The sequence below is a fragment of the Bradyrhizobium mercantei genome, assembly GCF_001982635.1.
Taxonomy (GTDB): domain Bacteria; phylum Pseudomonadota; class Alphaproteobacteria; order Rhizobiales; family Xanthobacteraceae; genus Bradyrhizobium; species Bradyrhizobium mercantei.
Genome location: NZ_MKFI01000007.1, coordinates 216,655 through 241,220 on the forward strand (window position 1 = coordinate 216,655; position 24,566 = coordinate 241,220).

Here is a 24,566-nt window from a genome sequence, read left to right on the forward strand (position 1 = left end):
ATCCTAGCGTATTGACCGCAACGGCGGTGCGCTCCCTCGCCCCGTTCTTACGGGGAGAGGGTTGGGGTGAGGGGCCGTCTCCGCACATACGGTGATAGCTGCATTCGTGGAGACTCCCCTTCACCCGGAACGCATCTGGCGATGCGTTCCGACCTCTCCCGCAGGCGGGGCGAGGTGAAGCGGAGACCGCTGCTCGGTTAGAAGTGAAGTCATCTCGATCCTAGAATTTATAGACCGCGCGGGCGTTGCTGTTGAAGATCTTGCGCCGCTCGGCTTCCGTCAGCGGCGTCTTGAAGGCGTAGCGCGCGTCGTCATAGTCCCAGTGCGGATAATCCGACGAGAACAACAGCCGATCGATGCCGACCCATTCGATCAGCTGACGCAGATGCTTGGCTTCATCCGGCTCGTCGATCGGCTGGGTCGTGAACCAGAAATGCTCTTTCACATATTCGCTCGGCCTGCGCTTCAGATGCGGCACCTCACTGCGGAAGCGCTCGAAGTGCTGGTCCATCCGCCACATCGTCGCGGGGATCCAGCCGAAGCCGCCCTCGATGAACACGATCTTCAGTTTCGGGAAGCGCTCGGGCACGCCCTCCAGCACTAGGCTCGTGAGGTTCGAGGCCACCGTGTGCGCGTTCGACTGATGCTCCTCGCAATAATAGGACGGCCAGCCGCCGCCGGTCGGCGCATGCCCGCCATAGCCGCCGACATGGATGCCGAGCGGCAGATCGAGTTCTTGCGCTCGTTCATAGATCGGCCAGTAGCGGCGGCGGCCGAGCGGCTCGTTGGCGCGCGGCGAGACGTTGATCTGGATGTATTCGCCTGATTTCGCGCAGCGCTCGATCTCGGCGAGGCCGAGGTCGGAGCCGTCCTGCCCGACCAGGATCGAGGCCTTCAGCCTGGGATCGCGATGCGCCCAGAATGCCAGCTGCCAGTCGTTGATCGCGCGCTGGATCGCGGCACCGAATTCCAGGTTCTGCTGCGAGAAGATGAAGAGGTCGAGCACCTGCAAGATGCCGAACTCGACATCAAAGGGATCGAGATGCTGCTTGCGCATGAAATCGAGATCGGAGCCGGGCACGCCGCCGGTCGGCGGCCAGGCATCGCGCCGCGCGATCAAGGGCGAGGAGCGCGGATACGGCGTGGTGCCGATATAGGGCGTGCGCAGATGGCTGCCGTATTCCTTGAGATGCTGCTGCCAGCGCTTCGGCAGGAATTCGTTGAGGTCGCTGTGCGAATGAATGCTCGGATGGATGTCGCAATCGATGATCTTGAGCCGGGTCGCGGCGGTCTTCTCCTGGTCGAGCATCGGGCGGTCGATGACGTCACTCATGCGATCCTCCATTGAATTGAGCCGGTGTGGCCGTCACCTCTCCCCATCGGGGAGAGGTCGGATTGCATCACCAGATGCAATCCGGGTGAGGGCCTTGCGGTCCCTCGCGAGACTTGCGCCCCCTCACCCGGCGCTGCGCGCCGACCTCTCCCCGGTGGGGAGAGGTGTGGCGCTGCCGATGTGATGTCGAGCTTCGTCATGATCAAGCATTGAGCTTCAGGCGCGGGAACGTCTCTAGCGGATTGTCCTCGCTCATCCGCTTCACAAGGCTCGCAGGCAGATGCGGCGGGATCGGATCGTCGCCGTCGAACTGCCAGTGCGGATAGTCTGACGCGAACAGGAACATCTTGTCGGAGCCGATCTGGTCGATGATGTCGGCAACACTGGTTGCATCCACCGGCGCATCGAACGGCTGCATGGTGACGCGGAAATGCTCGCGGATGATCGCGGCCGGCTCGCGTTCCACCCAAGGCACCTCGACGCGGACGCCGCGCCAGGTCTTGTTGGCACGCCACATGAAGGCCGGCAGCCAGCTGACGCCTGATTCCATCAGCACCACGGTCAATCCGGGATATTTCCCGAACACGCCCTCATAGATCAGGCTCAAGGTCTGCGCCTGGAACGCCTGTGCTTCGGCGAGATAATATTCGTAGCGATAGGACGGCCAGCCGATCGAGCTCGGCGCGCCGCGATAGGCGCTGCCGGCGTGGATCGCGATCGGCAGTCTGTGCTTCTCAGCGGCCTGATAGATCGGCCAGTAGTGCCGCCGCCCGAGCAGCGTCTCGTTTTGCGAGGGCACCAGCACCGAGACGAAGCGGTTGTCGCCGGCGCGGCGCTCGATCTCCTCGACGGCGAGATCCGGCGCCTGGATCGGCACCACGATCGAGGCGCGCAGCCGCGTGTCCTTGGCGAGCCACTCGGCGGCGATCCAGTCGTTGATCGCCTTGCAGAAGTCCGCGGCCATGTAGGAATCGAACACCGCCTGCGCGCCATAGACGACATTGCAGATCGCGTGGCTGGCGCCGAGCTGGTCGAACGCGCCGCGCTGCACCATGGCAAGGTCGCTGCCGGGCTTGCTGCCGTCGGCGGGCCGCCAGTCGGCGCGGCCGGACAGCGGCATCGACGGCGGATAGGAATTGAGGTCGAGCCCGTCGATCGCGCGGCTGACGACCTGTTCCTTCCAGTGATCGCTCAGATAAGGCAGCAGCGTGGTGCGCGTTCCCCCCACCGCGGGATGGATGTCGCAGTCGATGCGCGTGGCCGCCATGGCGTTCCTCGGATTGTCTTTGTCTTCATTGTTGGCGGCTGTGCTGCCGCGAAACGGACTGTGCCGCCGATGGCGCGATCGTGCAAGCGGGTCCACGCGGGGCTGCCCTGTCCGCGCAGCCGCCCTCACGCGAAGTTGCGGGGCCGCGTGTGAACGGCGTCACCCGTTCGGGCGGCGAGGCATGCTAGCGATCCCGCGCCGCGGAAAGCGCGGGACAGGAGATGGGAATGAGACTGGGAATGGGAATGGCACTGGCCCGATTGACGATCCTCGCATGTTCATTGTCGCTGGCCGCATCGGCCGCGTCGGCCGCGCCTGCGACCATTTCGGGCTCGGTCGCGCTGGCGCTCGCCGGCGTGGTGGCGCCCTATTCGCAATTGCCGGCCAAGGAGAAGAAGGCGGTTGCCGCGTTCTTCAACGGTGACAGCCATGTCCCCATCACCAAAAAGATCACCGTCATCGCAGACAAGGTCGTCTGCCGCGCCAGCAATGTCGACATCACCTCGCGCTCCTGCGAGCTGAGCTTCGGCAGCAAGACGCGCACCGTGAAGGGCAGCACAGCCAACGCGATCTACGCCACCGTGGCGCTGGCCGGCGTGCCCGGCGACGGCGCCGCCGGTACGATCTACGAGGCGCTGTCGAAACTGTCCTGCACGCTCGACCCCAAGGTGATCGAGGACAAGGCCGGCGGCGGCGCCGACTGCGGCTTCGAGCCGGGCAACTAACGCATGATCCGGAAAAGTGCGAAGCGGTTTTCCGAGAAGATCATGCGCAAACGAGACTCTAAAGCGCGATGACGATTCAACCCGATCTCATCGCAATTTAGCCCGCGCGCTCGATCTCCCGCACGGCGACGCCCAGCCTCGCAGCCACGCGGCGCGCAGTCGCTTCCCGTTGCGCCGTGATCGCGCGCGTCACCTCGCGCGTCCGCTGCAGGATTTCGGGCGGCGCGGTCTCCGGCGTGCCGCTGTTGAACGGCGGCTCCGGCGCATACACCATATAGAGCTGGATCGCCCGCGCGGCATCGTCGCCGCGCAGTTCGGCGGCGAGCCGCAATGCACCGTCGATGCCGGCGGTGACACCGGCGGCAAAGACATAGCTTCCGTCGACCACCACGCGCGCGTCGACGGGTGTGGCGCCGAAGAACGGCAGCAGATGAAACGACGCCCAATGCGTCGTTGCCCTGCGCCCCTTCAACAGGCCGGCCGCGCCGCAGATCAGGGCGCCGGTACAGACCGAGAAGATGCGGCACGCGCCCGCCGCTTGCCGGTTGATCCAGCCGAGCACCTCGGCATCCTCCATCAGCGCCTCCTGACCGAAGCCGCCCGGCACATGCAGCACATCGAGCGGCGGCGCCTCGGCCAGCGTGGCGTCCGGCGTCAGTCGCAATCCCTTGATGTCGCGCACCGGCTCCATGGTCTTGCCGTAGATGCGGTAGGTCGAATTCGGAATCCGCGACAGCACTTCGAATGGACCGGTCAAGTCGATTTGATCGACGCCTTCGAACAGCAGCGATCCGATCCGTAAGTGGACATCATGAGCAATCATCGAATTTCCCTTGAGGTTTCGTTGCGCTATGGACAAAGCGAATCTAGCGCGGCACGTTTCGGCGATGACGCCAAAGCCCCCACGTTCTCCGCCAAATCGCCGCCGCCTGATCGAAGTGCTGGCCTATCCGGCGGTGCAGTTGCTCGACGTCACGGGACCGTTGCAGGTGTTCGCGTCCGCCAATGCACTGATGGCCAAGGCCGGCAACGCGGAGCCCTACGAGGTCCGCGTCGTCGCCAAGGACGGCCCGACGATCCAGGCATCGGCCGGCGTCGGGCTCGCGGTCAATCCATTGCCCGCGATCGGCAGCGCGGTCGACACGCTGATCATTCCGGGCGGCGACGGCGTCAATGCCGCGGCGGAAGATGACGTCCTGGTCGACTGGGTGCGCGGACGTGCGGGTGACGCGCGCCGCACCGCATCGGTCTGCACCGGCGCGTTCCTGCTCGCCGCATCGGGCGCCCTCGATGGCCGTCGCGCCGTCACCCATTGGGGATTTTGGGAGGAGCTCGCCGAGCGCTTTCCCGATGTCCGCGTCGAGTCCGATCCGATCTTCGTGCGCGACGGATCGATCTGGACCTCGGCCGGCGTCACCTCCGGCATCGATCTCGCATTGGCGCTGCTGGAGGAGGATCTCGGCCGTGCTGCGGCGCTAGCCGTCGCCCGCTATCTCGTGGTGTTCTTCAAGCGGCCGGGCGGGCAAGCGCAATTCAGCGAGATCCTGTCGCTGCAGGCAACCGACGACAGGTTCAGCGCGCTGCATGACTGGATCAGCAGCCATCTGGCCGACGACCTCTCGCTTCCGACGCTGGCAAAGCAGGCCGGCATGAGCGAGCGCAGCTTCAGCCGGCATTATGCCGAAGCAACCGGGCTGACGCCGGCGCGCGCGATCGAGCGGCTCAGGGTCGAGGGCGCACGGCACCTGCTCTCGGAGACGCGGCTGCCGATCAAGCGGATCTCACAGCGCTGCGGTTTCGGAACCGAGGAGACCATGCGCCGCAGCTTCCTGCGCTTGCTGTCGACCACGCCGCAGGACTACCGCGCCAGATTTGCGGGCTAGGTTGTGAACCCATAAGGCAGAAATGACGCGATGGTAGAAAGCGATCATCCTGTATTGTAGCGTTGCCAATGAAGCAGCGGAGTGAATCGGTTCTGCTGCCAAAGGAAACCGCGAATGTCGTATCAGGATGATGTCAGGATCGTTCACAGGCGGACGCCAGAATCCGCAGCGATGGTAGCGGAGACCAAGCGGGCAATGGCGATAACGGCCAAGATCAATCGCTTGACGTTCGACGATGCGGACGAAGTCCGGGCCTTGTTCAGCGAGCTTATCGGCAAGAAAGTCGATGATCGCTTCTTATTGATCCCACCATTCTACGCGACAGGTGGGAACGAAACCCGCGTCGGGCGCAACGTCTTCATCAATCAGAACTGCACACTGTATGACCTCGGTGGAATCACCATAGCGGACGACGTGATGATTGGACCGAACGTGAGCATCATCACGTCAGGCCATCCGCTCGACCCTTCCCAACGCCGGTCCGTTGCGGCGAAGCCCATCGTGATTGAGAGGAACGTCTGGATTGCAGCCGGCGCAACGATCATCGGCGGGGTTACCGTCGGCGAGAACTCAGTCGTCGCTGCAGGCTCGGTAGTTACTAAGGACGTGCCCCCGAATACGCTTACGGGAGGTAATCCGTCGCGGGTCATTCGCACGGTTAGCGCCTGGGCAATTCAGCTCTGGAGAAGCCTTGCTTCAGCAAGCGTCTCTATCGCGAGCGGAACCTGGTCGAGCGCTTCTTCTCCAAGCTCAAGCACTTTCGTCGCGTTGCCACACGCTACGACAAACTCGCCGGCAACTTCCTCGCCATGGTCCAGCTCGCTTCAATGCGGCTCTGGCTGCGCGCCTATGAGTCTACGACCTAGAAGGAAGGCGCACGCCGGCCGATGGCCGGCGTGCAGTGTTGATGTTCACCCATTCCAGGCATGCTCCTGCAACCCTGCCTCCAGCGGCGGATTGGTCACGCTGCCGGTGTAATTCGTGATGGTCGACGCCGCCACGATGGTGATCACTTCAAGCACGAGGTCCTTGTAGAACCCGGCCGCCAGGAAGCGCTCGACATCCTCTTCGTCGAGCCGGCCGCGCTTCTCGATCAGCGTCCTCGCCAGCATCGAGAGTGCGCCGAGTTGCTCGTTCGCGGGCGAGCGGCCGGCCCGCATCGCGTCGACATCGGCCGGATCGAGGCCCGCCTGCAGGCCGAGCGCGGAATGCAGCGCGACCGCCCAGGTGCAGCGATTGGTCACCGCGTCGGTGAGCAGCACGGTCTGGATCTGCTGCTCGGTGAAGCTGCCGCCGTGCACCTTGTCGAAGATGCCGATGAAGCTCTGGATCAGCACCGGTGACGTCGCCATCGTCGCCGCAAGGTTCGGGATCATGCCGAACCGCGCCTCCACCTCGCGCAGAGTCTGCTTTGAAGCTTCAGGGGCGGAGTCGAGCGTATGGACAGGAAAACGTGCCATTGGAACTGCCTTTCACTGTGGTGATTGAACCGGTGGCCGCGGACGCAACAGAGCTGTTGCGATCGAGGCGCGGGCGACCGGGTTCGATGCAGGCTATCTAGCCGCGCGCCGACGCGCGCGTTCGCCAAACTCCCCACATTCCGCGCCACCGGCGGCGGCCGGGCTGTTCGCCCAAAATTCCATCACCCCCCGGCGCGGTCCTTCACCCGCCGCGTCACGATGCCGAGCAGGCGGCCGAGCGTGCCGCCGGCGGGACCCTTTTTGCGCGCCAGTGCGAGCGGTGCGACCAGGCCCGCGGCGCGATCGAGGCGGAGATAGGAGACGCCCGCGGTCTCCAGCCGCGCCATCGATTCCGGCACGATCGAAATCCCGAGCCCCGCCGCGACGAGGCTGAGCGTCGAGACCATCCGCGTCGCCTCCTGCGCCACTTTCGGGCTGAAGCCTGCCGCCCGGCAGGCCGCGATGATGCTGTCGTAGAGGCCCGGCCCGGTCGGGCGGCGGTAGAGGATCAGCGGCTCGCCGGCGAGCGAGGCCAGTGCGATCCGCCGCCGGGTGTCCTTGCGGGCGCGCGGATGATGATCGGGCAACGCCACCAGCATCTCCTCGTCGAGCAGGTGCGTGATCGTCAGATTCTCCAGCCGCTCGCTCGGCGAACGCACGAACGCGGCATCGAGCCGGTCGGCCTCGACGGCCTCGATCAATTCGCCTGTCGAGGCCTCTTCCAGCGACAGCCGGATCGCCGGCGCGCGCTCGCGCATTTCACGCATCACGCCGGTGACGAAGGGATGGAAGGCGGCCGATGAGGTGAAGCCGATCGCAAGCTGGCCCTCCTGGCCGCGGCTGGCGCGGCGCGCGGCTTCCACGGCAAGCTCGGTGTCGCGCAGGATCGCGCGCGCCTTGCCGACGAAGGCGCGGCCGGCGGCGGTCAGCTCGACCCCGCGCGGCTGGCGGCGGAACAGCGGCGCGCCGATCGCGGCCTCCAGCGCCCGGATCTGCTGGCTCAGCGGCGGCTGCTGGATGCCGAGCCGCGCCGCGGCGCGGGTGATGTGGCCTTCCTCGGCGACGGCGACGGCATAGCGGAGATGGCGCAGCTCGATCATCGGGGCGATCCATATGTAATGGATATGCTAATTCCATGATCCATATATTTGATATTTGGAGCATCGCAAACTAGGTTCGGATCGAACACGACAAGAAACGGAGCCGATGCGGCGATGGACGCAGCACCCGCCACCCTCACCACCAAGCACGAGGCACCTGATGTCGGCGAGCTGTTCACGGGTTTCTTCATCCTCGGATTGACCGGCTTCGGCGGCGTGCTGCCGCTGGCGCGCCACATGATGGTGGAGAAGCGCGGCTGGCTCTCCAGTGCCGAGTTCACCGACCTGCTCGGGCTCTGCCAGTTCCTGCCCGGCGGCAACATCATCAACATGTCGGTCGCGGTCGGTTTGAAGTTTCGCGGCATTCCCGGCGCGCTGGCGTCGATCCTCGGCCTGATCGCGGTGCCGACCGCGGTCGTGATCGGGCTCGGCGTGATCTACAGCCAATTCGCCAACGACCCCGTGGTGCGCCATCTGTTCGGCGGGCTTGCCGCCGCCGCGGCCGGGCTGCTGATCTCCACCGCGATCAAGATCGCCTGGCCGCTGCGGCGCGATGTCGTCGGCCTGTTGATCGTCACGCTCGGCGTGCTGGCGATCGCGGTGTTGCGGCTGCCGCTGCTGCCGACGCTGCTGACGCTGGCGCCGCTCAGCATCTTCCTCAGGTCGAGGCAGGCGTCATGACCGCAACCCTCGTCACGCTCGCACTGATCTTCGCCGAACTCTCGCTGCTCGCTTTCGGCGGCGGCAACACCATCCTGCCGGAGATGCAGCGCCAGGTGGTCGACGTCCATCACTGGATGAGCGCCCAGGAATTCGGCGCGCTGTTCGCGCTGGCGCAGGCCGCACCCGGACCGAACATGATGGTGGTGCCGCTGGTCGGCTGGCATGTCGCGGGCTTCTCGGGCGTGCTGGTGACCTCGCTCGCCAAGTTCGGGCCGTCGTCGCTGGTCACCGGCTTCGCGCTGCAACTCTGGGAACGCTTCAAGGACCGGCCGTGGCGGAAGACCGTGCAGGCCGGGCTCGTTCCGGTCACCGCCGGCCTCGTCGCCGCCAGCGCCATCGTCATCACCCACACGTCCGTCTCGAGCTGGGGCACCATCCTGATCGCAGCCGGCGTCGCGATCGCGACCACCACGACCCGCATCCATCCGCTGCTCGCGCTCGCCGCCGGTGCCGTGCTCGGCCTGTCCGGCATCGGCCAGCCGTGACGCGCGACGCATGCGCGCTTTCGCCGCAATGGATGCGGCGTCGCGAGCCGCTATGTTGATGGTGCCATGATCGACATGTTGAGCATCGACACCCGAATTGCGCGCCTCGGCTTGCGCGCCGGACGTCTGCACGCAGGCAATTAGCCGGCCGGCGATCGCGCGCCGTCCGGATTCTCGACATCACCCAAATCATTTCAGCCCGTCGCGTCGCGCGAGACCTCCGCGCGCCGGCATTTGCCGCGTCTTCGATCAACAGCAAGGTCAAGTCATCATGACCCGACACATTCAGAACAGTTTTGCCGCCCCGGCATTGCCGCCGATCGTGATCACCGCGAGCGAAGCGCATCGCCTCAGCGCGCTGGCCGATTCCAGCATGGCGGTGTTTCCCCGCGTGGCCCAGTTCCTCGCGCGCGAGACCGACCGGGCGCAGGTCGTCGCCGACGACGCCGACCTGCATGACGTGGTCCGCATGGGCTCGCTCGTGCGCTACCGCGACGACGAGACCGGCGACGTCAGGGAAGTCGTGCTGGTGTATCCACACGAAGCGGACATCGCGCTGCGCCGCATCTCGGTGCTGACGCCGGTCGGCGCCGCGCTGATCGGATTGTCGGTGGGACAGACGATCGATTTTGAGACGCCGAGCCACCAGACCCGCGCGGTGACGATCCTTGCCGTGACGCATCAGGGTTAGCAGCGCGGCCTCGCGATCCTCGACACGAACGGCGTAAGGGAGCCACCAGCGGACGGGCTCCCTCCCCCCTTGCGGGGGAGGGTTGGGGAGAGGGGTGTCACACGGCGAACTCTTTCAATTTGAAGGACGCGACCAGCGTTGCGATAGCGGGCACACAGATCCATCATCTCGCCCGGAGCCACCCCTCTCCCCACCCTCCCCCGCAAGGGGGGAGGGAGCCTGACGAGTTTGCTCACCTCACGAAAGTAGGTCGCGATATGCGTGCGCTATGCGAACGCTCGCCGACCGCACCTCACGCCGCCAGGTGGCAGCCCTGCCCCATCTCCAGCCCGTGCCTGCGCCCGCGGGCGATGCCCTCGGCGATCGCTTTCACGACGAGTTCGGCATCGTCGGGCGAGAGGTGGTCGAGCGGCTGCCACGCCCGCAGGATGTCGCGGGCGCGATCGAGGTCCCCATAAATTCCCAAGGGAAGAAGCGGCTTGATCGACATGTCGGTGGCTCCCAACCGCAAATCTGGCGCGAGCCTATCCCAGCGGGACAGGCCGAGCCATGCGTTCGAGAGCTGCGATAGCGTGTTTCGCTGATCGCCGATGCATGGCGAGGGCGCGTGCCGCCCCCGCCATCAACGTGGCTACTCCGCGCCGGAGCCGCCCTGCACGATCTTCTCGTTCAGCTTCTGATCGACGGTCTCGACAGTGCGATCGATCTCGGCGCTGGGGTTACCGAGCTGATGCGAGATCAGCTTCACCAGGAGGTCGACGCGTTCGATGAACGGCGCGCCGGCCGCGACCGCGCGGGCCGCCGATGACGGCTTGAGCAGGCTTTCCGCCGCCTTGGCGTATTTCGCGAACGGCACCTGATCGGCCGGGTCGGCGCCGAGCTTGCGCGCAATGCCGTCGACATGGTCATAGATCGCCTGCGAGCGCGAGAGATCGCTGTGCACGGCATCGCGGATCGATTGCGGCTCGGTCGGCGTGATGCAGCGATAATTGCCGGTCAGCAGCATCGACCACTTGGCGAGCGGCACGAACAGCGACGAGAACACTTTCAGCTTCACCGGCACGTCCTGGCCGTCGAGCGTCACCGCATCGATGTCGGCTTCAAGCTCGCGCAGCACCTTGTTGTGCTTGTCGTCGGCGAAGGCGGAGGCCTTGAAGTTGGTCGGCAGGCCGACATGCAGCACGTTGGCCTTCTCCTCCGGCGGACGGAACGCCTGCGGATCCGGCGAGCACAGCGTCACCAGGCCCGGCTCGAAGCGCTCCCACACCTGCGCGTTGGTGTAGGCCTCCTCGAGGTCCATGCCGGCGAGCGCGGGAATCCGCTTCAGATAGGGCAGCGGCGGCATGTTCATGATCGACAGGCACGGCAGCTTCGCCGCCGCGATCTTGATCATCAGCACGCGCACCGTGTGGTTGGTGTATTGCGGCTCCTGCATGGCGAGACCGACCATGTCGTAGCGCGACACGTCGACATCGGCGGGCGTCACGGCGTCGAGCTTGCCCGGCAGGTCGCGCGAGAAGATCGAGCGATGCTCCTTCTCGTCGCGCAGCTTGATGCGGACCTCGGTGCCCTCGCGGTTGATCAGGTCGGCAGTGTTCTTGCGGCACACCAGCGAGACGTTGTGACCCGCCATCAAGAGCTTGGTCCCCAGCAGCGAGCCGTAGGAAGCTCCAAGGATCAGAATGTTGCGCGCCATGCTCTCTCCAAAAGACTGCTGGTGTATGGTATGCCACCGTCTATCGCAGATCGACAAGCGGCTGCCAAGGGGATTATCTCGGGTGCGGAATTTCGTTCCGCGATCAGGAAGGGCATTCGAGCTTGCAAGTCGCCGCCGACCCGACCGATCGGGCTGAAGAAATCCTCCTCTCAGCTTCCCGGCTGTTTGCCCGCCACTCCTATGCAAACGTGACGATGGAGCAGGTCGCGGCCTCGGTTCGGGCCGTGCCGGGCGCGCTGTACCACTATTTCCGCGACAAGGAAGATCTGATCTTCCACTGCTATCTGCGGGGGCTGGCGATCTACCGGCACGAGATCGAAGCCGCCGCCGAACCCGGCATCGATGGGCTCGAGATCATCAGGCGCTTCGTGCGCGGCCGGCTGCGGCCCGAAGGCCAGCGCATGATCCTGTTCACCGACATCGATGCGCTTGCCGCGCCCTACGGCAGCGAAGTCCATGCCAGGCGCTGGCAGAATGCCGCGCTGCTGGCGGACATTCTGGATCGTGGCGTGGCGGATGGCTCGATCGCCTGCGACGAACCGCTGCTCACCGCGGTGGCGCTGATCTCCATCCTGGACTGGGTGCCGTTCTGGCTGTCGGAACGCGACTACTACACGCGCCAGCAGGCGATCGATGCCATCGACGACATCATCACGCACGGCGTCTACCGGCGCGAGATCGCTGTTCCCGAGATGCCCGAACCGCTCAGCCTCGCGCCATTCCTCGAGTCGCGCGCGAGCTTGAACAAGCGGGCGGCGAAGTTCGACAGGATGCTTTCGATCGCTTCCGACAGCTTCAATCGAAGGGGCGCGTCGGGCACGTCGCTCGAGAGCATCGCTGCGGATGCGGGCATGACCCGCGCCGGGATCTACTATCACTTCAGCGAGAAAGAGAGCCTGCTGCTGGCCTGTCTGCGACGCGGGCTCGCCGGCGAGATCGCCATTCGCGAGCATCTGCAAGAGCAGAGCCTCGGGGCTTTCGAGCACACCGTTCAGCGGCTTCGCCTGCTGCTGATGCTGCACGACACGCCCTGCGGCCCCAAGGCGACCTACCACAACATCAACTATCTCAACGACGCTGACCGGAAGGAATATGTCTCACAGGTGCTGGCGACGATCCGGCAAAGCCAGAACAGCTATCAGGGCTGGATCGACGAGGGCCGCATCCGCCGCATCGATACATATTTCTCGGAGCGGATTTTGACCGGCATGGGGCATTGGTATCCGATTTGGTTCAAGACCAGGCGTGACTGGTCTGCCGTCGAGATCGCCGATCATTTCGCGCGACTCTTCCTCCTGGGCCTCAAGCCGCGCCGGCATCCGGCTTGAATCGCCAATTCGCGTCCAGCCGCTATAATGTCTCCGGCCTCACGAGGCCCGGGACGACGCCGGTTCCAAATGGCGACCGGCGGACGCCTCAGCCAAAAGTTTACTTCCGGTTCAAATCTGCGCCGGATCTCATGGCATCTCGAAAGCTTTATAGCCTATAACATTATAATACCTCCTGCTAAAACTTGACGCAGTATTCAAAGCGAAAGTTGCGGAGGCTCGGCAATTGAGGCTAAGAGACGGCCTCGATCGCTGAAGATCAAGAAACACAAGCAAGGGAGAAACCAGGATGCGTAAGCTGATCGTTGCTGCCACGGCAGCACTGACGGTGTTGGGAGGCGCGGCGTCCGCGCAGGAAACCATCAAGATCGGCTATATCGATCCGCTCTCCGGTGGCGGCGCGAGCGTTGGCGAGGGCGGCCTGAAGACGTTTCAGTACCTCGCCGACGAGTTGAACGCCAAGGGCGGCATCCTCGGCCACAAGGTCGAGATCGTCCCGCTCGACAACAAGACCAATCCGCAGGAAAGCCTGGTGCAGGCGCAGAAGGCGGTCGACGCCGGCGTCCACTACATCACGCAGGGCAACGGCTCGTCGGTCGGTGCCGCGCTGGAAGACTTCGTCACCAAGCACAATTCGCGCAACCCCGGCAAGGAAGTGCTCTACTTCAACTACGCCGCGGTCGATCCGAGCATGACCAACGAGAAGTGCAGCTACTGGCATTTCCGCTGGGACGCGAACTCGGACATCAAGATGGAAGCGCTGACCAACTACATGAAGGGCCAGCCGTCCATCAAGAAGGTCTATCTGATCAACATGGACTATTCGTTCGGCCAGTCGGTACGCACTGCTGCGCGCAAGATGCTGGGTGAAAAGCGGCCGGATATCCAGGTCGTCGGCGACGAACTGCACCCGATGCTCAAGGTCACCGACTTCTCGCCCTACATCGCCAAGATCAAGGCGTCGGGTGCCGACACCGTCGTGACCGGCAACTGGGGCCAGGACTTCGCACTGCTGTTGAAGGCGGCGGCCGACGCCGGCCTCAAGGTCAACTGGTACACCTATTATGCCGGCGGCGCCGGCGGACCGACCGCGATCAAGCAGACCGGCCTCGAGAACCAGGTGTTCCAGATCAGCGAAGGCGTCCCGAACTCCGGCAACAAGGCGGCGATGGACTTCGAGAAGGACTTCCGCGCCAAGACCGGCATTTCCGTCTGGTATCCGCGCGCGGTCAACGAGATGCGGATGTTCAAGGCGGCCGCCGAGAAGGCCAACTCGATCGACCCGGTGAAGGTCGCAGCCGCGCTCGAAGGCATGAAGTTCGACGTGTTCGACGGCGGCGAAGGCTTCATGCGCAAGGACGACCACCAGTTCTTCCAGCCGATCTACATCTCCTCGTTCGGCTCGCTGGCCGACAAGGCCAAGGAGCCGTTCGACGAGGAGAACACCGGCTGGGGCTGGCATATCGTCTCCAAGATCGAGACCGATCAGACGATGCTTCCGACCACCTGCAACATGAAGCGGCCCTGATCGGCCACTTGCGTCGCGCCTCCGCAACCTGCGACGGTGCGGAGGCGCTCGTCGGCCGCCGGCGCGCTCGATGCCGGCACCATTTCGTTCAGTAGGTCTTCACGTGAATCCTTCGGGTCTCAAACAGGTGCCCCGTGGCTGAATTGATCGTCATCTCGACGCTCAACGGCGTCTTGTTCGGCATGCTGCTGTTCCTGCTGTCCAGCGGCCTTACCGTCATCTTCAGCATGATGGGTGTGCTGAACTTCGCACATGCCAGCTTCTATATGCTCGGCGCGTTCTTCGGCTATCAGCTGACGCGCTGGATCGGATTCTGGCCCGCTTTGGTGCTGGCGCCGCTGCTGGTCGGCGCGGTCGGCATGGCGGTCGAACGCTACGGCCTGCGCAACACCCACAAGCACGGCCATGTCGCCGAGCTGCTGCTGACCTTCGGGCTTGCGTTCGCGATCGAAGAGATCGTCTCGATGATCTGGGGCAAGAGCCCGGTCGACTACCGCGTCCCGGCAGTGCTCGATTTCCCCGCCTTCACCATCTTCTCCACCAACTACCCCGCCTACAAGATCTTCATGCTGGTCGTGTCGGTGGTGATCTTCATCGCGCTGCTGGTCACGCTGAAGCGCACGCGGGTCGGCCTCATCGTGCAGGCTGCGCTGACGCATCCGAGCATGGTCGGCCATCTCGGCCACAATGTCGGCCGCGTCTTCATGCTGGTGTTCGGCGTCGGCAGCGCGCTGGCGGGCCTTGCCGGCGTCATCGCCGGTCCCTCGCTGGTGACGCAGTCCGACATGGCCGCGCTGCTCGGCCCGATCCTGTTCGTCGTCATCGTGTTCGGCGGCCTCGGCTCGCTGCCCGGCGCCTTCATCGCCTCGCTGTTGATCGGGCTGATCCAGACCTTTGCGGTCGCGCTCAACGGCTCGCTCGCCAGCGTGTTCGGCCCGCTCGATCCGAGTCTCGGCCCCTCGCCGCTCACCGACATCTGGAACGTCACGATCGCGCAGATCGCGCCGATCCTGCCCTATCTGCTGCTGGTGCTGGTGCTGATCTTCCGCCCGATGGGCCTGCTGGGGACGCGCGAGTCATGACCAACGCTCCCACGCCCTCCCTCGCCGCGGCCAAGCAGGAGCCCGGCAGCGCCCTCGGCTTCTATGGCGTCTGGCTGCTCGCGGCCATAGCGCTGATCGTGCTGCCGCTGATCTTCTCGTCCGGCGGCTCGCTGACTTCGTTCTGCCTGATCGGCATCGCGATCATCTTCGCGCTGTCCTACAACATCCTGCTCGGCCAGACCGGGCTATTGTCGTTCGGCCACGCGGTGCAGTACGGCCTCGGCGGCTTCCTTGCCGTGCACGTCATGAACGCGGTCGCGAGCCACAATTGGCCGATCCCGTTGCCGGTGATCCCGCTGGTCGGCGGCATCGGCGGCATGGCCTTCGCGCTTTTGGTCGGCTGGGTCATGACCAAGCGCGCCGGCACCGTGTTTGCGATGATCTCGCTCGGCATCGGCGAACTGGTCGCCTCGTCGTCGCTGATCCTGCGCAGCGTGTTCGGCGGCGAATCCGGCATCACCACCGACCGCACCTCGCTGATGCCGATGTTCGGCTGGACCTTCGGGCCGCAGATCCAGGTCTACTATCTGATCGCGTTCTGGGTACTGGTCTCGGCAATCGCGATGTACGCGCTGACCCGCACCCCGCTCGGCCGCATCTGCAACGCAGTGCGCGACAATCCTGAGCGCGTCGAGTTCATCGGCTACGATCCGCATGTGGTGCGCTATCTCGCCTACATGTTCGCGGGCTTCTTCGCCGGCATCGCCGGCGGCTTGACCGCGATCAATTTCGAGATCGCGAACTCCGCCTATCTCGGCGCGACGCAATCGGGCCTCGTGCTGTTCTCCGCCTTCATCGGCGGCACCGCCTATTTCTTCGGTCCGATCTTAGGCGCCATCCTGGTGACCTATCTGCAACTCGGGCTGACCAGCGTCACCTCGGTCTGGCAGCTCTATTTCGGCGTCATCTTCATCGGCATCGTGATGTTCGCGCCCGGCGGCATCGCCGGCATCCTGATGAAGCATCGTCCGCTGATCCGCGCCGGCACCCTCGGTACCGTGATCCCGTCCTATCTGGTCGCGGCGATCCCGACGCTGGCGTTTGCGCTCGGCATCATCCTGACCATCGAAACCGTCGCGCGCTTTTCGGGCGGCGACGTCATCAACCTGCTCGGCATCCCCTTCGTCGCAACCGCGCCGACGACCTGGGCGGCCGCCGCGGTTCTGGTGGTCGGCGGCTTCCTGGTCGCGCGCATCACCTGGCGGCGTGTCGCGGAAGCCTGGGACCGCGCCGCGACGGTGGCCCGTGATCGGGGGTATCTCGCATGACCGCTGCCATCCAAGTCAACGCCGTCGAGAAGAGCTTCGGCAATGTCCAGATCATCCGCGACCTCAATCTGAACGTCGCCAAGGGCGAGCGTCACGCCATCATCGGCCCGAACGGCGCCGGCAAGTCGACGACGTTCAATTTGATCAGCGGCCACATCAAGCCGACCTCGGGCGAGATCCGCCTCAACGGCGAGGTGACCTCGGGCCTGCGGCCGTTCGAGATCAACCGGCGCGGGCTGTCGCGCTCGTTCCAGGTCACCAACGTGTTCGCCCGCATGACGGTGTGGGAGAACGTCCGCTGCGCGGTGCTGTGGGCGACCGGTCACCGCTATGCGTTCTGGAAGAACGTCGACAACCTGCCCGAGGTGAGGCAGCGCACCGCGCAGATCCTCGACGACATCCATCTCAGCCATCGCCGCGACGTGCCGGCGGGCCTGCTCACCTATGCCGAGCAGCGCGAGCTCGAGATCGGCATCACGATCGCCGGCGGCGCCAGCGTCATCATGCTGGACGAGCCGACCGCGGGCATGAGCCACGCCGAGACCGAGCGCGCCGTGGCGCTGATCCGCCGCCTCACCGAGGGCCGCACCCTCGTCATCGTCGAGCACGACATGAGCGTGGTGTTCGGCCTCGCCGACCGCATCTCGGTGCTGGTCTACGGCCACATCATCGCCTCCGGGACGCCCGAGGAAATCCGCGGCAACCCGAAGGTCAAGGAAGCCTATCTCGGCGAGGAGGTCGACTGATGCTCGAGGTCAGGAATCTTCACGCCTATTACGGCAAGAGCCACATCCTGCAGGGCGTCGATCTCGACATCGCCGCCGGCGAAGTGGTCAGCCTGCTCGGGCGCAACGGCGTCGGCCGCTCGACCACCGTCAAGGCGATCATGGGCGAGGTGCCGCCGCAGGGCACCATCCGCTTCAAGGGCCAGGATATCGCCGGCCTGCCGAGCCACAAGATCGCCCGCCTCGGGCTCGGCTATGTGCCCGAGCATCGCGACATCTTCCCGAGCCTGACGGTGCGCCAGAACCTGATCCTCGGCATCAAGGACCCGCGCCGCCCCGGCAAATGGCGGCTGCAGGAGATGCTCGACATGTTCCCCAACCTCGCCCGCCGCGCCGACACGCCGGCCGGCGTGCTGTCGGGCGGCGAGAAGCAGATGCTGACCACCTGCCGCACGCTGCTCGGCGACCCCGAATTGATGATGATCGACGAGCCGACCGAAGGTCTGGCGCCGCTGATCGTGCAGCAGGTCGGCGAGCTGATCGCGCGGATCGCCAAGGCCGGCGTCGCCATCCTGCTGGTCGAGCAGAAGCTGTCGATCGCGATGAAGATCTCGAACCGGGTCTACATCATGGGCCACGGCCGCGTCGTGTTCGAAGGCACCCCGGAGCAACTCAAGAATAACGCCGCCATCCGCGAGGAATGGCTGGAGGTGTGAGGCGGCGCTGCGTGGCTACGCAGACGTCGCGTGCTCGATCAGCTCGGGGCGGCTCCGCCGGATCCCCTTCGCGCGAAGCGAACGCCGCGCGGTGAATCCCCGAAGCGGGCCCGGAACAAGCGATTGAAGTGCGAAACATCCGAGAAACCGACCTCCAGCGCGATATCGGAGATTCGCCGGCGGCCGGCGTGAGGGCGGGTCAGCAGCAGGAGCGCCCGCTGAAGGCGCAACTCGTTCAAGCGCTCGGTGAACGATGATCCCGATGACGCCATCAGGCGCTGCAGATAGCGGGGCGAGATGCCCTGGCAATGCGCGACCGATTGCACGCTGAGCCCGGGCTCCTGAAAGTGGATCGCGATGTAGTCGATTGCCGCATCATGCCGCGCGGCCACGACGGCACTCGCGCTGCTCTCGCCCAATGCCGGGCACTCGCCGATTGCGAGCGCGACCAGATCATGGATGTGGGCCACGACCGCATGACGAAGCTTGGGGGCAATCAGTGCTTTCGTCCTGAATACCGACTTCAGATATGCCGTGAACAGCCGGAATGCTTCCGCCTGGTGCCAGATCGGCCGCATGACCAGGCCTTCCACATTCGTCACGCGCTGCGCAAGCGCCTCGCGCGGCACGGCCAGACCGAATTGCAATCCTTCGACATAAGTCACGCTGACGGGCTCGGAATGCAGAATGGCGATGGCATCGCTGGCGCGAAGCTCGACGTCCTGGCCGCGCTGCGAAGGCCTGCTCCTGCCGGACGAGCAGAAGATGATGCCGACGGAGTCATCGCCATCGGCAAGGTTGGACCGCAGACGGTTGAAACGCATCGACGTGCCCTTCAGCGCGAGCGTCCGCAAACCCTGGACCGCGTGCAGCGACGCATCGGCCTGGAACGGAACCTCCGTTAGCGGTTCGATATCGGCGTGCACGATGCATCGTGCAAAATGCTCGCGCCATAGCGGGACCCGGATACGCTCCGGATGGTCGCGCGTCGAAAATTGATACGAGGCAAAATCGGCTGCGTCCGTAGCCATGGGGACCTCCAGCCTTCACAAAACATCAGAACGGAATGTTGCGGCACGCCACAATCAGTCTCTGCATTTTGCAAATGACGCACCGACCTTCGCTCGATCCGTGCGCATGAGTCCAAGAAGCCATGCTATCGGTCTGCTAGTCTCACTTGCCTGTGATTGTGCTGATGTGAACTGGTTCACTCGGTGATCAGAATATTACGGATATAGTGATTGCGAAAGTCGCGGCGATTTTTCTCCTTTAAGAGGAGGCGGCCGTGACGGCTCTATCTATAATTGCTGCCATCGGACTGAGTTTGGATATTCCTAGCAACGTGCAAAGCGCAAATCAGCTTCACGAACTTGCTGGAGATCGGTCGAACTCAAGGAGCCGCAGGCAGGCAAGTCAGTTTGAAATCGAATTTATTTTGCTGCCATAGCGACATCGCTGGCAGAGTTCATCGGACATAAACTAACCGCGGCACCGCTTTTGCCGCCGGTCGAAATGGTCGAAATCTGTCACGTGGGAAGTCAACCTCGGTGATCAAGAAGGCGTTCGATCATGTCCACCATATTCGACATGCTTTATCATGAGTACTGTCGTGCCCGCCTCGCCGAAATGCGGAAGCAGCTTTTGATACCGGTCATCGGCGAGATCTCGCGGACGCCGTCGGAAGACAGCGATCTTGCCGGCCCCCGTGATTGCGACTGCCCGACGAAAGCGTCGCCAACGCTCGGGTAGCCGGAGCACATCCCAAGAGTTGACCCAGGAATTGACCCAAGAGTTGGCCGGAGGCTGATCCGGCACGCGCGCGCCTCGGAGCATCCGGGCGCCTCATAAGCCAATGCCCGATGAGGCCGCGCGCACGCCGGACAGATCGACAAATGCATGATCGAACGCACTGCTCGAAGCGATTGATCGGCGAAATTCCGCCGGAGTTCAGATCGACCGGCCGCGATCCGCGCATCGACGTCTGTCGCGGGATCGCGTTGTGGTGGATCTTTCTCGATCATGTTCCAAATAACGTCGCAAGCTGGCTGACGCTGCGCAACTACGGCTTCTGCGATGCCGCCGAAATATTCATGTTCATCTCGGGCGTCACCTGCGCGCTGGCTTACGGCAGGGCATGTCAGCGCGAAGGCTGGAGCGGCATGATCGGCCGCTCGCTGCGGCGGGGATGGGACATCTATGCCGCCTTCCTGCTGCTTACGCTCGGTTGCATCGTCCTCGTCTACCTCGCGGGCAGCGCCGCCGACGAGAGCAATACGCGGATTTTCTTCGAGCATCCGGGCGAGGCGCTCGCCCACGCCGCGATCCTGCAATACCGCCCGGTCAACACCGATGTCCTGCCGGTCTTCGTGGTGTGTCACGTCCTGTTCGCACCGCTGTTGTGGCTGCTGCTGCGCGCGCCAAACGTGACGCTCGGCCTTTCGTTGTTGCTTTATGCACTGGTGCACATCTTCGGATGGCGGGTCCCTGCCTGGCCCGACGGCGCCTGGTTCTTCAATCCACTGGCCTGGCAGCTTCTGATCGTGCTGGGCGCATGGTACGTCATCGAGGGGCAGAAGATCCGAACATGGCTGACGTCGCGCCCTGCCCTGGTTCTGTCCGTGCTCTATCTGGCGTTCAGCCTGGTCCTTGCGCGCGGCCAGGACATCAAGCCGCTGGTCCCGCAGGCCCTGACGGACCTGCTATTGCCATTGGACAAATCGAATCTGAGTCCGTTGCGATTGCTGCATTTCCTGGCTCTCGCGATCGTGGCGTTGCAGCTCGTCCCCCAAGGCTGGAGGGGACTATCGACACCAGTGCTGCGCGGCGCGCGGAGCTGTGGCGAGAATTCACTGCCGATCTTCTGTCTCGGCGTCGTGCTGGCGCTCGTCAGCCAATTCGATCTGTTCGACGTATCGAACAGGCCTTCGATGCAAATCGCGCTCAGTCTTGCGGGCGTCCTGATCATGATCGTGTTCGCGACGCTCCTGAACGCGCTCAGTTCCAAGCGAGAGCGGCAGCCTCTGGCGAACGCAGCCGAAATTTCCGCCTCCGGTACCAGCCGGAACGTTCAGGATGACCCACGCAAGACCGCCCTTGATCCGCCTCTGAACGCGCACAACGTCCGCCTCCGCGCCATCATCGCGCGCTAGGCGGACTACGCCTCCGAATCGGGTCTACATCATGGGCCGCGGCCGCGTCGTGTTAGAGGGCACCCCGAGCAACTCGAGTCCATCGCCGCCATCCGCGAGGAATGGCTGGAAGTGTGAAGCGAGGCGGCCGGCCGGGCTGGAAGCCTCTTTCTCCATCACAGCGCTGGATCGACCTATTGATCTCTCGGCTCGTCGAAATACTGGCCGAGCAGCCGGTAGGCCCAGAAGGCCTCGTCATTCTCGGCACTCTTGCGCAATTGCTCCGGCGTGAAGCCGGTGTAGCGGCGCATCTGTCTGATCATGTGCGGCTGATCGGCAAACCCCGACGCAGCCGCGAGCCCGGCCCAGTCAACTTCACCGTCCTGGATGGCCTCGTGCAGCTTGGCATAGAGTTGCTCGGTGTGACCGAGGCCGTGCAGGTCCCGCTGGCTGGCCCCGGTCCATGATTTGACCCGCCGTGCGATTTGCCGCGCGCTGCGTCCGAGGTCGGTTAGCGCGGCCCTGACCGCGAGGCTTCTGCTCCAATCCTTCGTCCATCGCATCGGCCTGGCGCCAACAGGGCGCGCATTTGCCCACGTGACCGCGATCTCGTCCTTGAATGCCGAGAGCGCTGTTTCGGCTCCTCCGCCCTGAACGGCATCGAGGAAGTTGCGGCAAAGCGACAGCATCGGCGGTGGCAGCACCTGCTCTGCTGGCGCCGTGCGCCCGGTGAATGGGCTCAAGTCGAGCCCGGTCATCGCAGAGAATGCGTCAGGGTAGAATGCGATCGTAATCGCATAGGTCTCGCCGGGATTCCAGGTGACGACCGGCCCGAGCTGCGTCCCGGAGAAAGCAAGTGTGGGCATCACCGTTCCCGTCCAGGGTCCGGCTGAGCGATCAGGTGCCAGTCACCGGCGAGCACCCAGGTCAACGAGCAGAGCGGCGCCGCCGGGAAGAAATTGAATCTTTGGGTCCGATCCAGCGCGACGCCCTGCGTATCCCGAATGATCGTGTAGAACACGCACCCCGCGATCGGAGGCCCCGGCCATACGATCCGAGAGCTGGTCGTCGCAGTCACTGCAGAGCTTCCCGGTATTCCTGACATCGTTCGCGCATGTCCGAACCGTTCAATACACGACCAGTCGCCATCTGGCACGTTGAAAGCAATCGGGAATTATCCAAGAACCCGCCTCCATGAAGGGCAGGCTCAGATGGAATCGGCCGGCAATGATACGTCCTTCCTTGAAATCAACAACGAGCTTGCGGACAGGGGATTTTTCGTCACCTCAGTAGACGAGATGATTACGTGGGCGCGCACGGGGGCGGTCTATTGGGTGACCTTCGGACTTGCCTGCTGTGCCGTCGAAATGATGCACGTCATGATGCCGCGCTATGATATGGAGCGCTTCGGTTGCTTCCCGCGGGCTTCGCCTCGGCAAAGCGATCTGATGATCGTCGCCGGCACGCTCACCAACAAGATGGCGCCCGCGCTGCGCAAGGTCTACGATCAGATGCCGGAGCCGCGCTATGTGATCTCGATGGGATCGTGCGCCAATGGTGGCGGCTACTATCATTACTCATACTCGGCGGTGCGCGGCTGCGACCGCATCGTGCCCGTCGATATCTACGTGCCCGGCTGCCCGCCGACGGCGGAAGCGCTGCTATACGGCGTGATGCTGTTGCAGAAAAAGATTCGACGGACCGGCACCATTGGGCGCTAAATTCCCGGCGCCGAACCTGCACCGCAAGAACGGCGGACGGCCGGCACCGGCGCAACGACGATTGGATCTGGAGTTCGCATGAACGTTGTTGAATGCGACGTACCATCCGGCAGCCTGCTCGGTCGCGAGGTTGTCGAGCACGCTTATTTCCGTGACGGCTACCGGACGCCACTAAGCCGCATCGAGCTTGACGTCATCGCTATCTTCTTCGGCATTTTCGCGCATCATCCATTGTGGATGAAGCTGCTCCTGATCGTCCGCAACAAGGCCGCCTCGCTTGCTGGCCTGGACGTACCGACCGCGTCGGAAATCTTCCATGTCGAAATGAAGGACCGCTACGCCGTCGGCGGCAAGATCGGCGTTTGGCCGATCTTTGCGCTGAGCGAGAATGAAATCGTCGCCGGCCGCAACAACAAGCACATGGACTTCAGACTGTCGGTCCTCAAGGTGCTCGACGGCGACAGACCCAGCGTGGTCGTCTCAACCATCTGCACGGTCCATCATTGGTCCGGAAAAGTGTATCTTTTCTTCGTCGCTCCGTTTCACAAATATGGCGTCCGCAAGCTGATGGCGAACGCATCAATGGCTGGGAGGCTGTGACGTGCCTCTGACCTGGATGAGACAATGGCTGCTGTTCATCGACCTGACCTGAGCGATATTCACCCGGGCGACTGGGTCGATCGCCGATTGCCGTCCACCTGGCGGCCATTCGCACGACTGGCAAGGCTGGATCGCCCCGTCGGAATATGGCTGACGCTCTTCCCTTGCTGGGCTGCGCTGATCCAGGCCTCGCACGATTTCCCGGATCCGCGCCAGCTGGTCATCTTCTCCCTTGGCGCCCTGCTGATGAGAAGCGCCGGTGCCACGATCAATGACATTGCCGATCGCAAGTTTGACGGCCACGTCGAGCGGACTCGCTTTCGCCCCTTGGCCAGCGGTCAGATCGGCACACCACATGCCTTTGTCTTTCTCGTCGTTCAGCTCGCACTTGCGGCGTGTCTGCTGTTCTTTCTGACCCCGTACGCGCGGCTCGTCGCGGTCTGCGTTCTGCCGCTCGTGTTCATCTATCCGCTGTGCAAGCGTTTCACCCATTGGCCGCAGGCTGTGCTGGGTGCGGCGTTCAATTGGGGAATGCTGATGGCGTGGGCTCAGGTCGCAGGACATGTCCCGGCAGGAGCCGTGCTGATGTGGATCGGAGCCATCGCGTGGCAGATTGGTTACGATACCGTCTATGCCTATGTCGACGTGAAGGACGATACCCGCCTCGGCTTGAAATCGACGGCAATTCTGTTCGGCCGGCATGGCAAGGCCTGCATCGGCCTATTCTACGGCCTGACGGTCATGGCCTGGTCGATCGGAGGCTGGCTGGTCGGCATGTCGACGCCTTACGCCGTTGGAATGCTGGTGATCGCCGCGCATCTGGCCTGGCAGACCCGGCAGCTGGACCTTGCCCGACCCGAGGTCAGCTTCCGGCTGTTCCTGTCGAACATTCTAACCGGAGCGCTTCTGGCCTGCGCGGCATTCTGCGGAGCATGATATGAAGCATCCGCCCCCACGTCAGTCCGTCGACGACGCGGCGCTATTGACGAATCATGTGAGTGATCCGCGCACCGCCGTAGGGAAATGTCGTTCGTGGGTCCCAAATGCCGGATCTCATGCAGGCAT

At 64.0% G+C, this 24,566-nt stretch carries 26 protein-coding genes and 2 pseudogenes; 18 read left to right on the forward strand and 10 right to left on the reverse strand.

What is annotated here, in order from left to right; translation table 11 throughout:
* Positions 1 to 220 precede the first annotated feature (220 nt).
* Together BI327_RS30830 and BI327_RS30835 are read right to left on the reverse strand one after the other, a co-directional pair.
* Positions 221 to 1,333, reverse strand: coding sequence for an amidohydrolase family protein (locus BI327_RS30830; RefSeq protein WP_076865481.1), 1,113 nt, complete (start codon positions 1,331 to 1,333; stop codon positions 221 to 223).
* 202 nt (positions 1,334 to 1,535) lie between these two features.
* Positions 1,536 to 2,600 (reverse strand): amidohydrolase family protein, encoded by a 1,065-nt coding sequence (locus BI327_RS30835; RefSeq protein WP_076865035.1) that lies wholly within the window; start codon positions 2,598 to 2,600, stop codon positions 1,536 to 1,538.
* Between the two features lie 227 nt (positions 2,601 to 2,827).
* Here BI327_RS30835 and BI327_RS30840 point away from each other — a divergent pair, with 227 nt between their 5' ends.
* Positions 2,828 to 3,325, forward strand: coding sequence for a hypothetical protein (locus BI327_RS30840; protein WP_394329897.1), 498 nt, complete (start codon positions 2,828 to 2,830; stop codon positions 3,323 to 3,325).
* A 97-nt stretch (positions 3,326 to 3,422) separates the two neighbouring features.
* Here BI327_RS30840 and BI327_RS30845 read toward each other — a convergent pair whose 3' ends face one another.
* Positions 3,423 to 4,148, reverse strand: coding sequence for a DJ-1/PfpI family protein (locus BI327_RS30845; protein ID WP_076865037.1), 726 nt, complete (start codon positions 4,146 to 4,148; stop codon positions 3,423 to 3,425).
* A gap of 64 nt (positions 4,149 to 4,212) precedes the next feature.
* Between BI327_RS30845 and BI327_RS30850 the strand changes: the two genes are divergently transcribed.
* The 3 genes and pseudogenes from BI327_RS30850 to BI327_RS30860 all read left to right on the forward strand — a co-directional run.
* Complete coding sequence (locus tag BI327_RS30850; RefSeq protein WP_076865482.1) at positions 4,213 to 5,208, forward strand: GlxA family transcriptional regulator; 996 nt, start codon at positions 4,213 to 4,215, stop codon at positions 5,206 to 5,208.
* A gap of 417 nt (positions 5,209 to 5,625) precedes the next feature.
* Positions 5,626 to 5,799: pseudogene (locus tag BI327_RS43315) on the forward strand (DapH/DapD/GlmU-related protein); the annotation flags it as partial.
* 110 nt (positions 5,800 to 5,909) lie between these two features.
* Positions 5,910 to 6,074 (forward strand): annotated as a pseudogene (locus BI327_RS30860) (transposase); the annotation flags it as partial.
* A gap of 45 nt (positions 6,075 to 6,119) precedes the next feature.
* Here the strand turns inward: BI327_RS30860 and BI327_RS30865 are convergent.
* Together BI327_RS30865 and BI327_RS30870 are read right to left on the reverse strand one after the other, a co-directional pair.
* Positions 6,120 to 6,668, reverse strand: coding sequence for a carboxymuconolactone decarboxylase family protein (locus BI327_RS30865; protein ID WP_076865038.1), 549 nt, complete (start codon positions 6,666 to 6,668; stop codon positions 6,120 to 6,122).
* A gap of 182 nt (positions 6,669 to 6,850) precedes the next feature.
* Complete coding sequence (locus tag BI327_RS30870) at positions 6,851 to 7,765, reverse strand: LysR family transcriptional regulator (protein ID WP_394329902.1); 915 nt, start codon at positions 7,763 to 7,765, stop codon at positions 6,851 to 6,853.
* 117 nt (positions 7,766 to 7,882) lie between these two features.
* Here BI327_RS30870 and BI327_RS30875 point away from each other — a divergent pair, with 117 nt between their 5' ends.
* The 3 genes from BI327_RS30875 to rnk all read left to right on the forward strand — a co-directional run bounded on the left by BI327_RS30875 (position 7,883) and on the right by rnk (position 9,667).
* On the forward strand, positions 7,883 to 8,449 hold the full coding sequence (locus BI327_RS30875) for a chromate transporter (RefSeq protein ID WP_076865040.1): 567 nt from the start codon (positions 7,883 to 7,885) through the stop codon (positions 8,447 to 8,449).
* Positions 8,446 to 8,976 (forward strand): chromate transporter, encoded by a 531-nt coding sequence (locus BI327_RS30880; RefSeq protein ID WP_076865041.1) that lies wholly within the window; start codon positions 8,446 to 8,448, stop codon positions 8,974 to 8,976. The genes BI327_RS30875 and BI327_RS30880 overlap by 4 nt, the downstream gene beginning before the upstream one ends.
* Before the next feature lie 271 nt (positions 8,977 to 9,247).
* Positions 9,248 to 9,667 carry a nucleoside diphosphate kinase regulator gene (gene rnk / locus BI327_RS30885; protein ID WP_076865042.1) on the forward strand — a complete coding sequence of 140 codons (420 nt, stop codon included), beginning with the start codon at positions 9,248 to 9,250 and terminating at the stop codon, positions 9,665 to 9,667.
* A 292-nt stretch (positions 9,668 to 9,959) separates the two neighbouring features.
* On the opposite strand, the gene BI327_RS30890 is transcribed toward rnk, so the two are convergent.
* Positions 9,960 to 10,157: a hypothetical protein gene (locus tag BI327_RS30890; RefSeq protein WP_076865043.1), complete on the reverse strand. Its 198-nt coding sequence runs from the start codon at positions 10,155 to 10,157 to the stop codon at positions 9,960 to 9,962.
* 141 nt (positions 10,158 to 10,298) lie between these two features.
* On the reverse strand, positions 10,299 to 11,363 hold the full coding sequence (locus BI327_RS30895) for a ketopantoate reductase family protein (RefSeq protein WP_076865044.1): 1,065 nt from the start codon (positions 11,361 to 11,363) through the stop codon (positions 10,299 to 10,301).
* 122 nt (positions 11,364 to 11,485) lie between these two features.
* Between BI327_RS30895 and BI327_RS30900 the strand changes: the two genes are divergently transcribed.
* From BI327_RS30900 to BI327_RS30925, 6 genes are all read left to right on the forward strand, one after another.
* The gene (locus BI327_RS30900) at positions 11,486 to 12,712 is read left to right on the forward strand and encodes a TetR/AcrR family transcriptional regulator (RefSeq protein WP_076865045.1); all 1,227 of its coding nucleotides are present in this window, start codon (positions 11,486 to 11,488) and stop codon (positions 12,710 to 12,712) included.
* A 289-nt stretch (positions 12,713 to 13,001) separates the two neighbouring features.
* The gene (locus tag BI327_RS30905) at positions 13,002 to 14,240 is read left to right on the forward strand and encodes a branched-chain amino acid ABC transporter substrate-binding protein (protein ID WP_076865046.1); all 1,239 of its coding nucleotides are present in this window, start codon (positions 13,002 to 13,004) and stop codon (positions 14,238 to 14,240) included.
* 134 nt (positions 14,241 to 14,374) lie between these two features.
* Entirely contained in the window at positions 14,375 to 15,322 is a 948-nt protein-coding gene (locus BI327_RS30910; RefSeq protein WP_076865047.1) for a branched-chain amino acid ABC transporter permease, read from the forward strand.
* Positions 15,319 to 16,611 (forward strand): branched-chain amino acid ABC transporter permease, encoded by a 1,293-nt coding sequence (locus BI327_RS30915; RefSeq protein ID WP_076865048.1) that lies wholly within the window; start codon positions 15,319 to 15,321, stop codon positions 16,609 to 16,611. Before BI327_RS30910 ends, BI327_RS30915 begins: the two co-directional genes overlap by 4 nt.
* A complete protein-coding gene (locus BI327_RS30920) occupies positions 16,608 to 17,357 on the forward strand; it encodes an ABC transporter ATP-binding protein (RefSeq protein WP_076865049.1) in 750 nt (249 codons plus the stop codon). The genes BI327_RS30915 and BI327_RS30920 overlap by 4 nt, the downstream gene beginning before the upstream one ends.
* Positions 17,357 to 18,052 carry an ABC transporter ATP-binding protein gene (locus BI327_RS30925; protein WP_021078467.1) on the forward strand — a complete coding sequence of 232 codons (696 nt, stop codon included), beginning with the start codon at positions 17,357 to 17,359 and terminating at the stop codon, positions 18,050 to 18,052. The genes BI327_RS30920 and BI327_RS30925 overlap by 1 nt, the downstream gene beginning before the upstream one ends.
* A 38-nt stretch (positions 18,053 to 18,090) precedes the next feature.
* Here the strand turns inward: BI327_RS30925 and BI327_RS30930 are convergent, their stop codons facing one another.
* Complete coding sequence (locus BI327_RS30930) at positions 18,091 to 19,083, reverse strand: helix-turn-helix domain-containing protein (RefSeq protein WP_076865050.1); 993 nt, start codon at positions 19,081 to 19,083, stop codon at positions 18,091 to 18,093.
* A 538-nt stretch (positions 19,084 to 19,621) separates the two neighbouring features.
* Here BI327_RS30930 and BI327_RS30935 point away from each other — a divergent pair.
* Positions 19,622 to 19,801 (forward strand): hypothetical protein, encoded by a 180-nt coding sequence (locus tag BI327_RS30935; protein ID WP_076865051.1) that lies wholly within the window; start codon positions 19,622 to 19,624, stop codon positions 19,799 to 19,801.
* 143 nt (positions 19,802 to 19,944) lie between these two features.
* Positions 19,945 to 21,201, forward strand: coding sequence for an OpgC family protein (locus tag BI327_RS30940; RefSeq protein WP_076865052.1), 1,257 nt, complete (start codon positions 19,945 to 19,947; stop codon positions 21,199 to 21,201).
* Between the two features lie 173 nt (positions 21,202 to 21,374).
* Here BI327_RS30940 and BI327_RS30945 read toward each other — a convergent pair whose 3' ends face one another.
* On the reverse strand, positions 21,375 to 22,046 hold the full coding sequence (locus BI327_RS30945; RefSeq protein WP_076865053.1) for a helix-turn-helix domain-containing protein: 672 nt from the start codon (positions 22,044 to 22,046) through the stop codon (positions 21,375 to 21,377).
* On the reverse strand, positions 22,046 to 22,201 hold the full coding sequence (locus BI327_RS42460; protein ID WP_159450496.1) for a hypothetical protein: 156 nt from the start codon (positions 22,199 to 22,201) through the stop codon (positions 22,046 to 22,048). Before BI327_RS42460 ends, BI327_RS30945 begins: the two co-directional genes overlap by 1 nt.
* 190 nt (positions 22,202 to 22,391) lie before the next feature.
* On the opposite strand from BI327_RS42460, the gene BI327_RS30950 reads away from it, so the two are divergent.
* The 3 genes from BI327_RS30950 (at position 22,392) to ubiA (ending at position 24,437) form a co-directional block, all read left to right on the forward strand.
* Positions 22,392 to 22,901: a NuoB/complex I 20 kDa subunit family protein gene (locus tag BI327_RS30950; protein WP_083742272.1), complete on the forward strand. Its 510-nt coding sequence runs from the start codon at positions 22,392 to 22,394 to the stop codon at positions 22,899 to 22,901.
* A gap of 78 nt (positions 22,902 to 22,979) precedes the next feature.
* The gene (locus BI327_RS30955; protein ID WP_076865054.1) at positions 22,980 to 23,501 is read left to right on the forward strand and encodes a DUF2867 domain-containing protein; all 522 of its coding nucleotides are present in this window, start codon (positions 22,980 to 22,982) and stop codon (positions 23,499 to 23,501) included.
* Positions 23,502 to 23,525: 24 nt separating this feature from the next.
* Positions 23,526 to 24,437 carry a 4-hydroxybenzoate octaprenyltransferase gene (gene ubiA, locus BI327_RS30960; RefSeq protein WP_076865055.1) on the forward strand — a complete coding sequence of 304 codons (912 nt, stop codon included), beginning with the start codon at positions 23,526 to 23,528 and terminating at the stop codon, positions 24,435 to 24,437.
* Positions 24,438 to 24,566 lie beyond the last annotated feature (129 nt).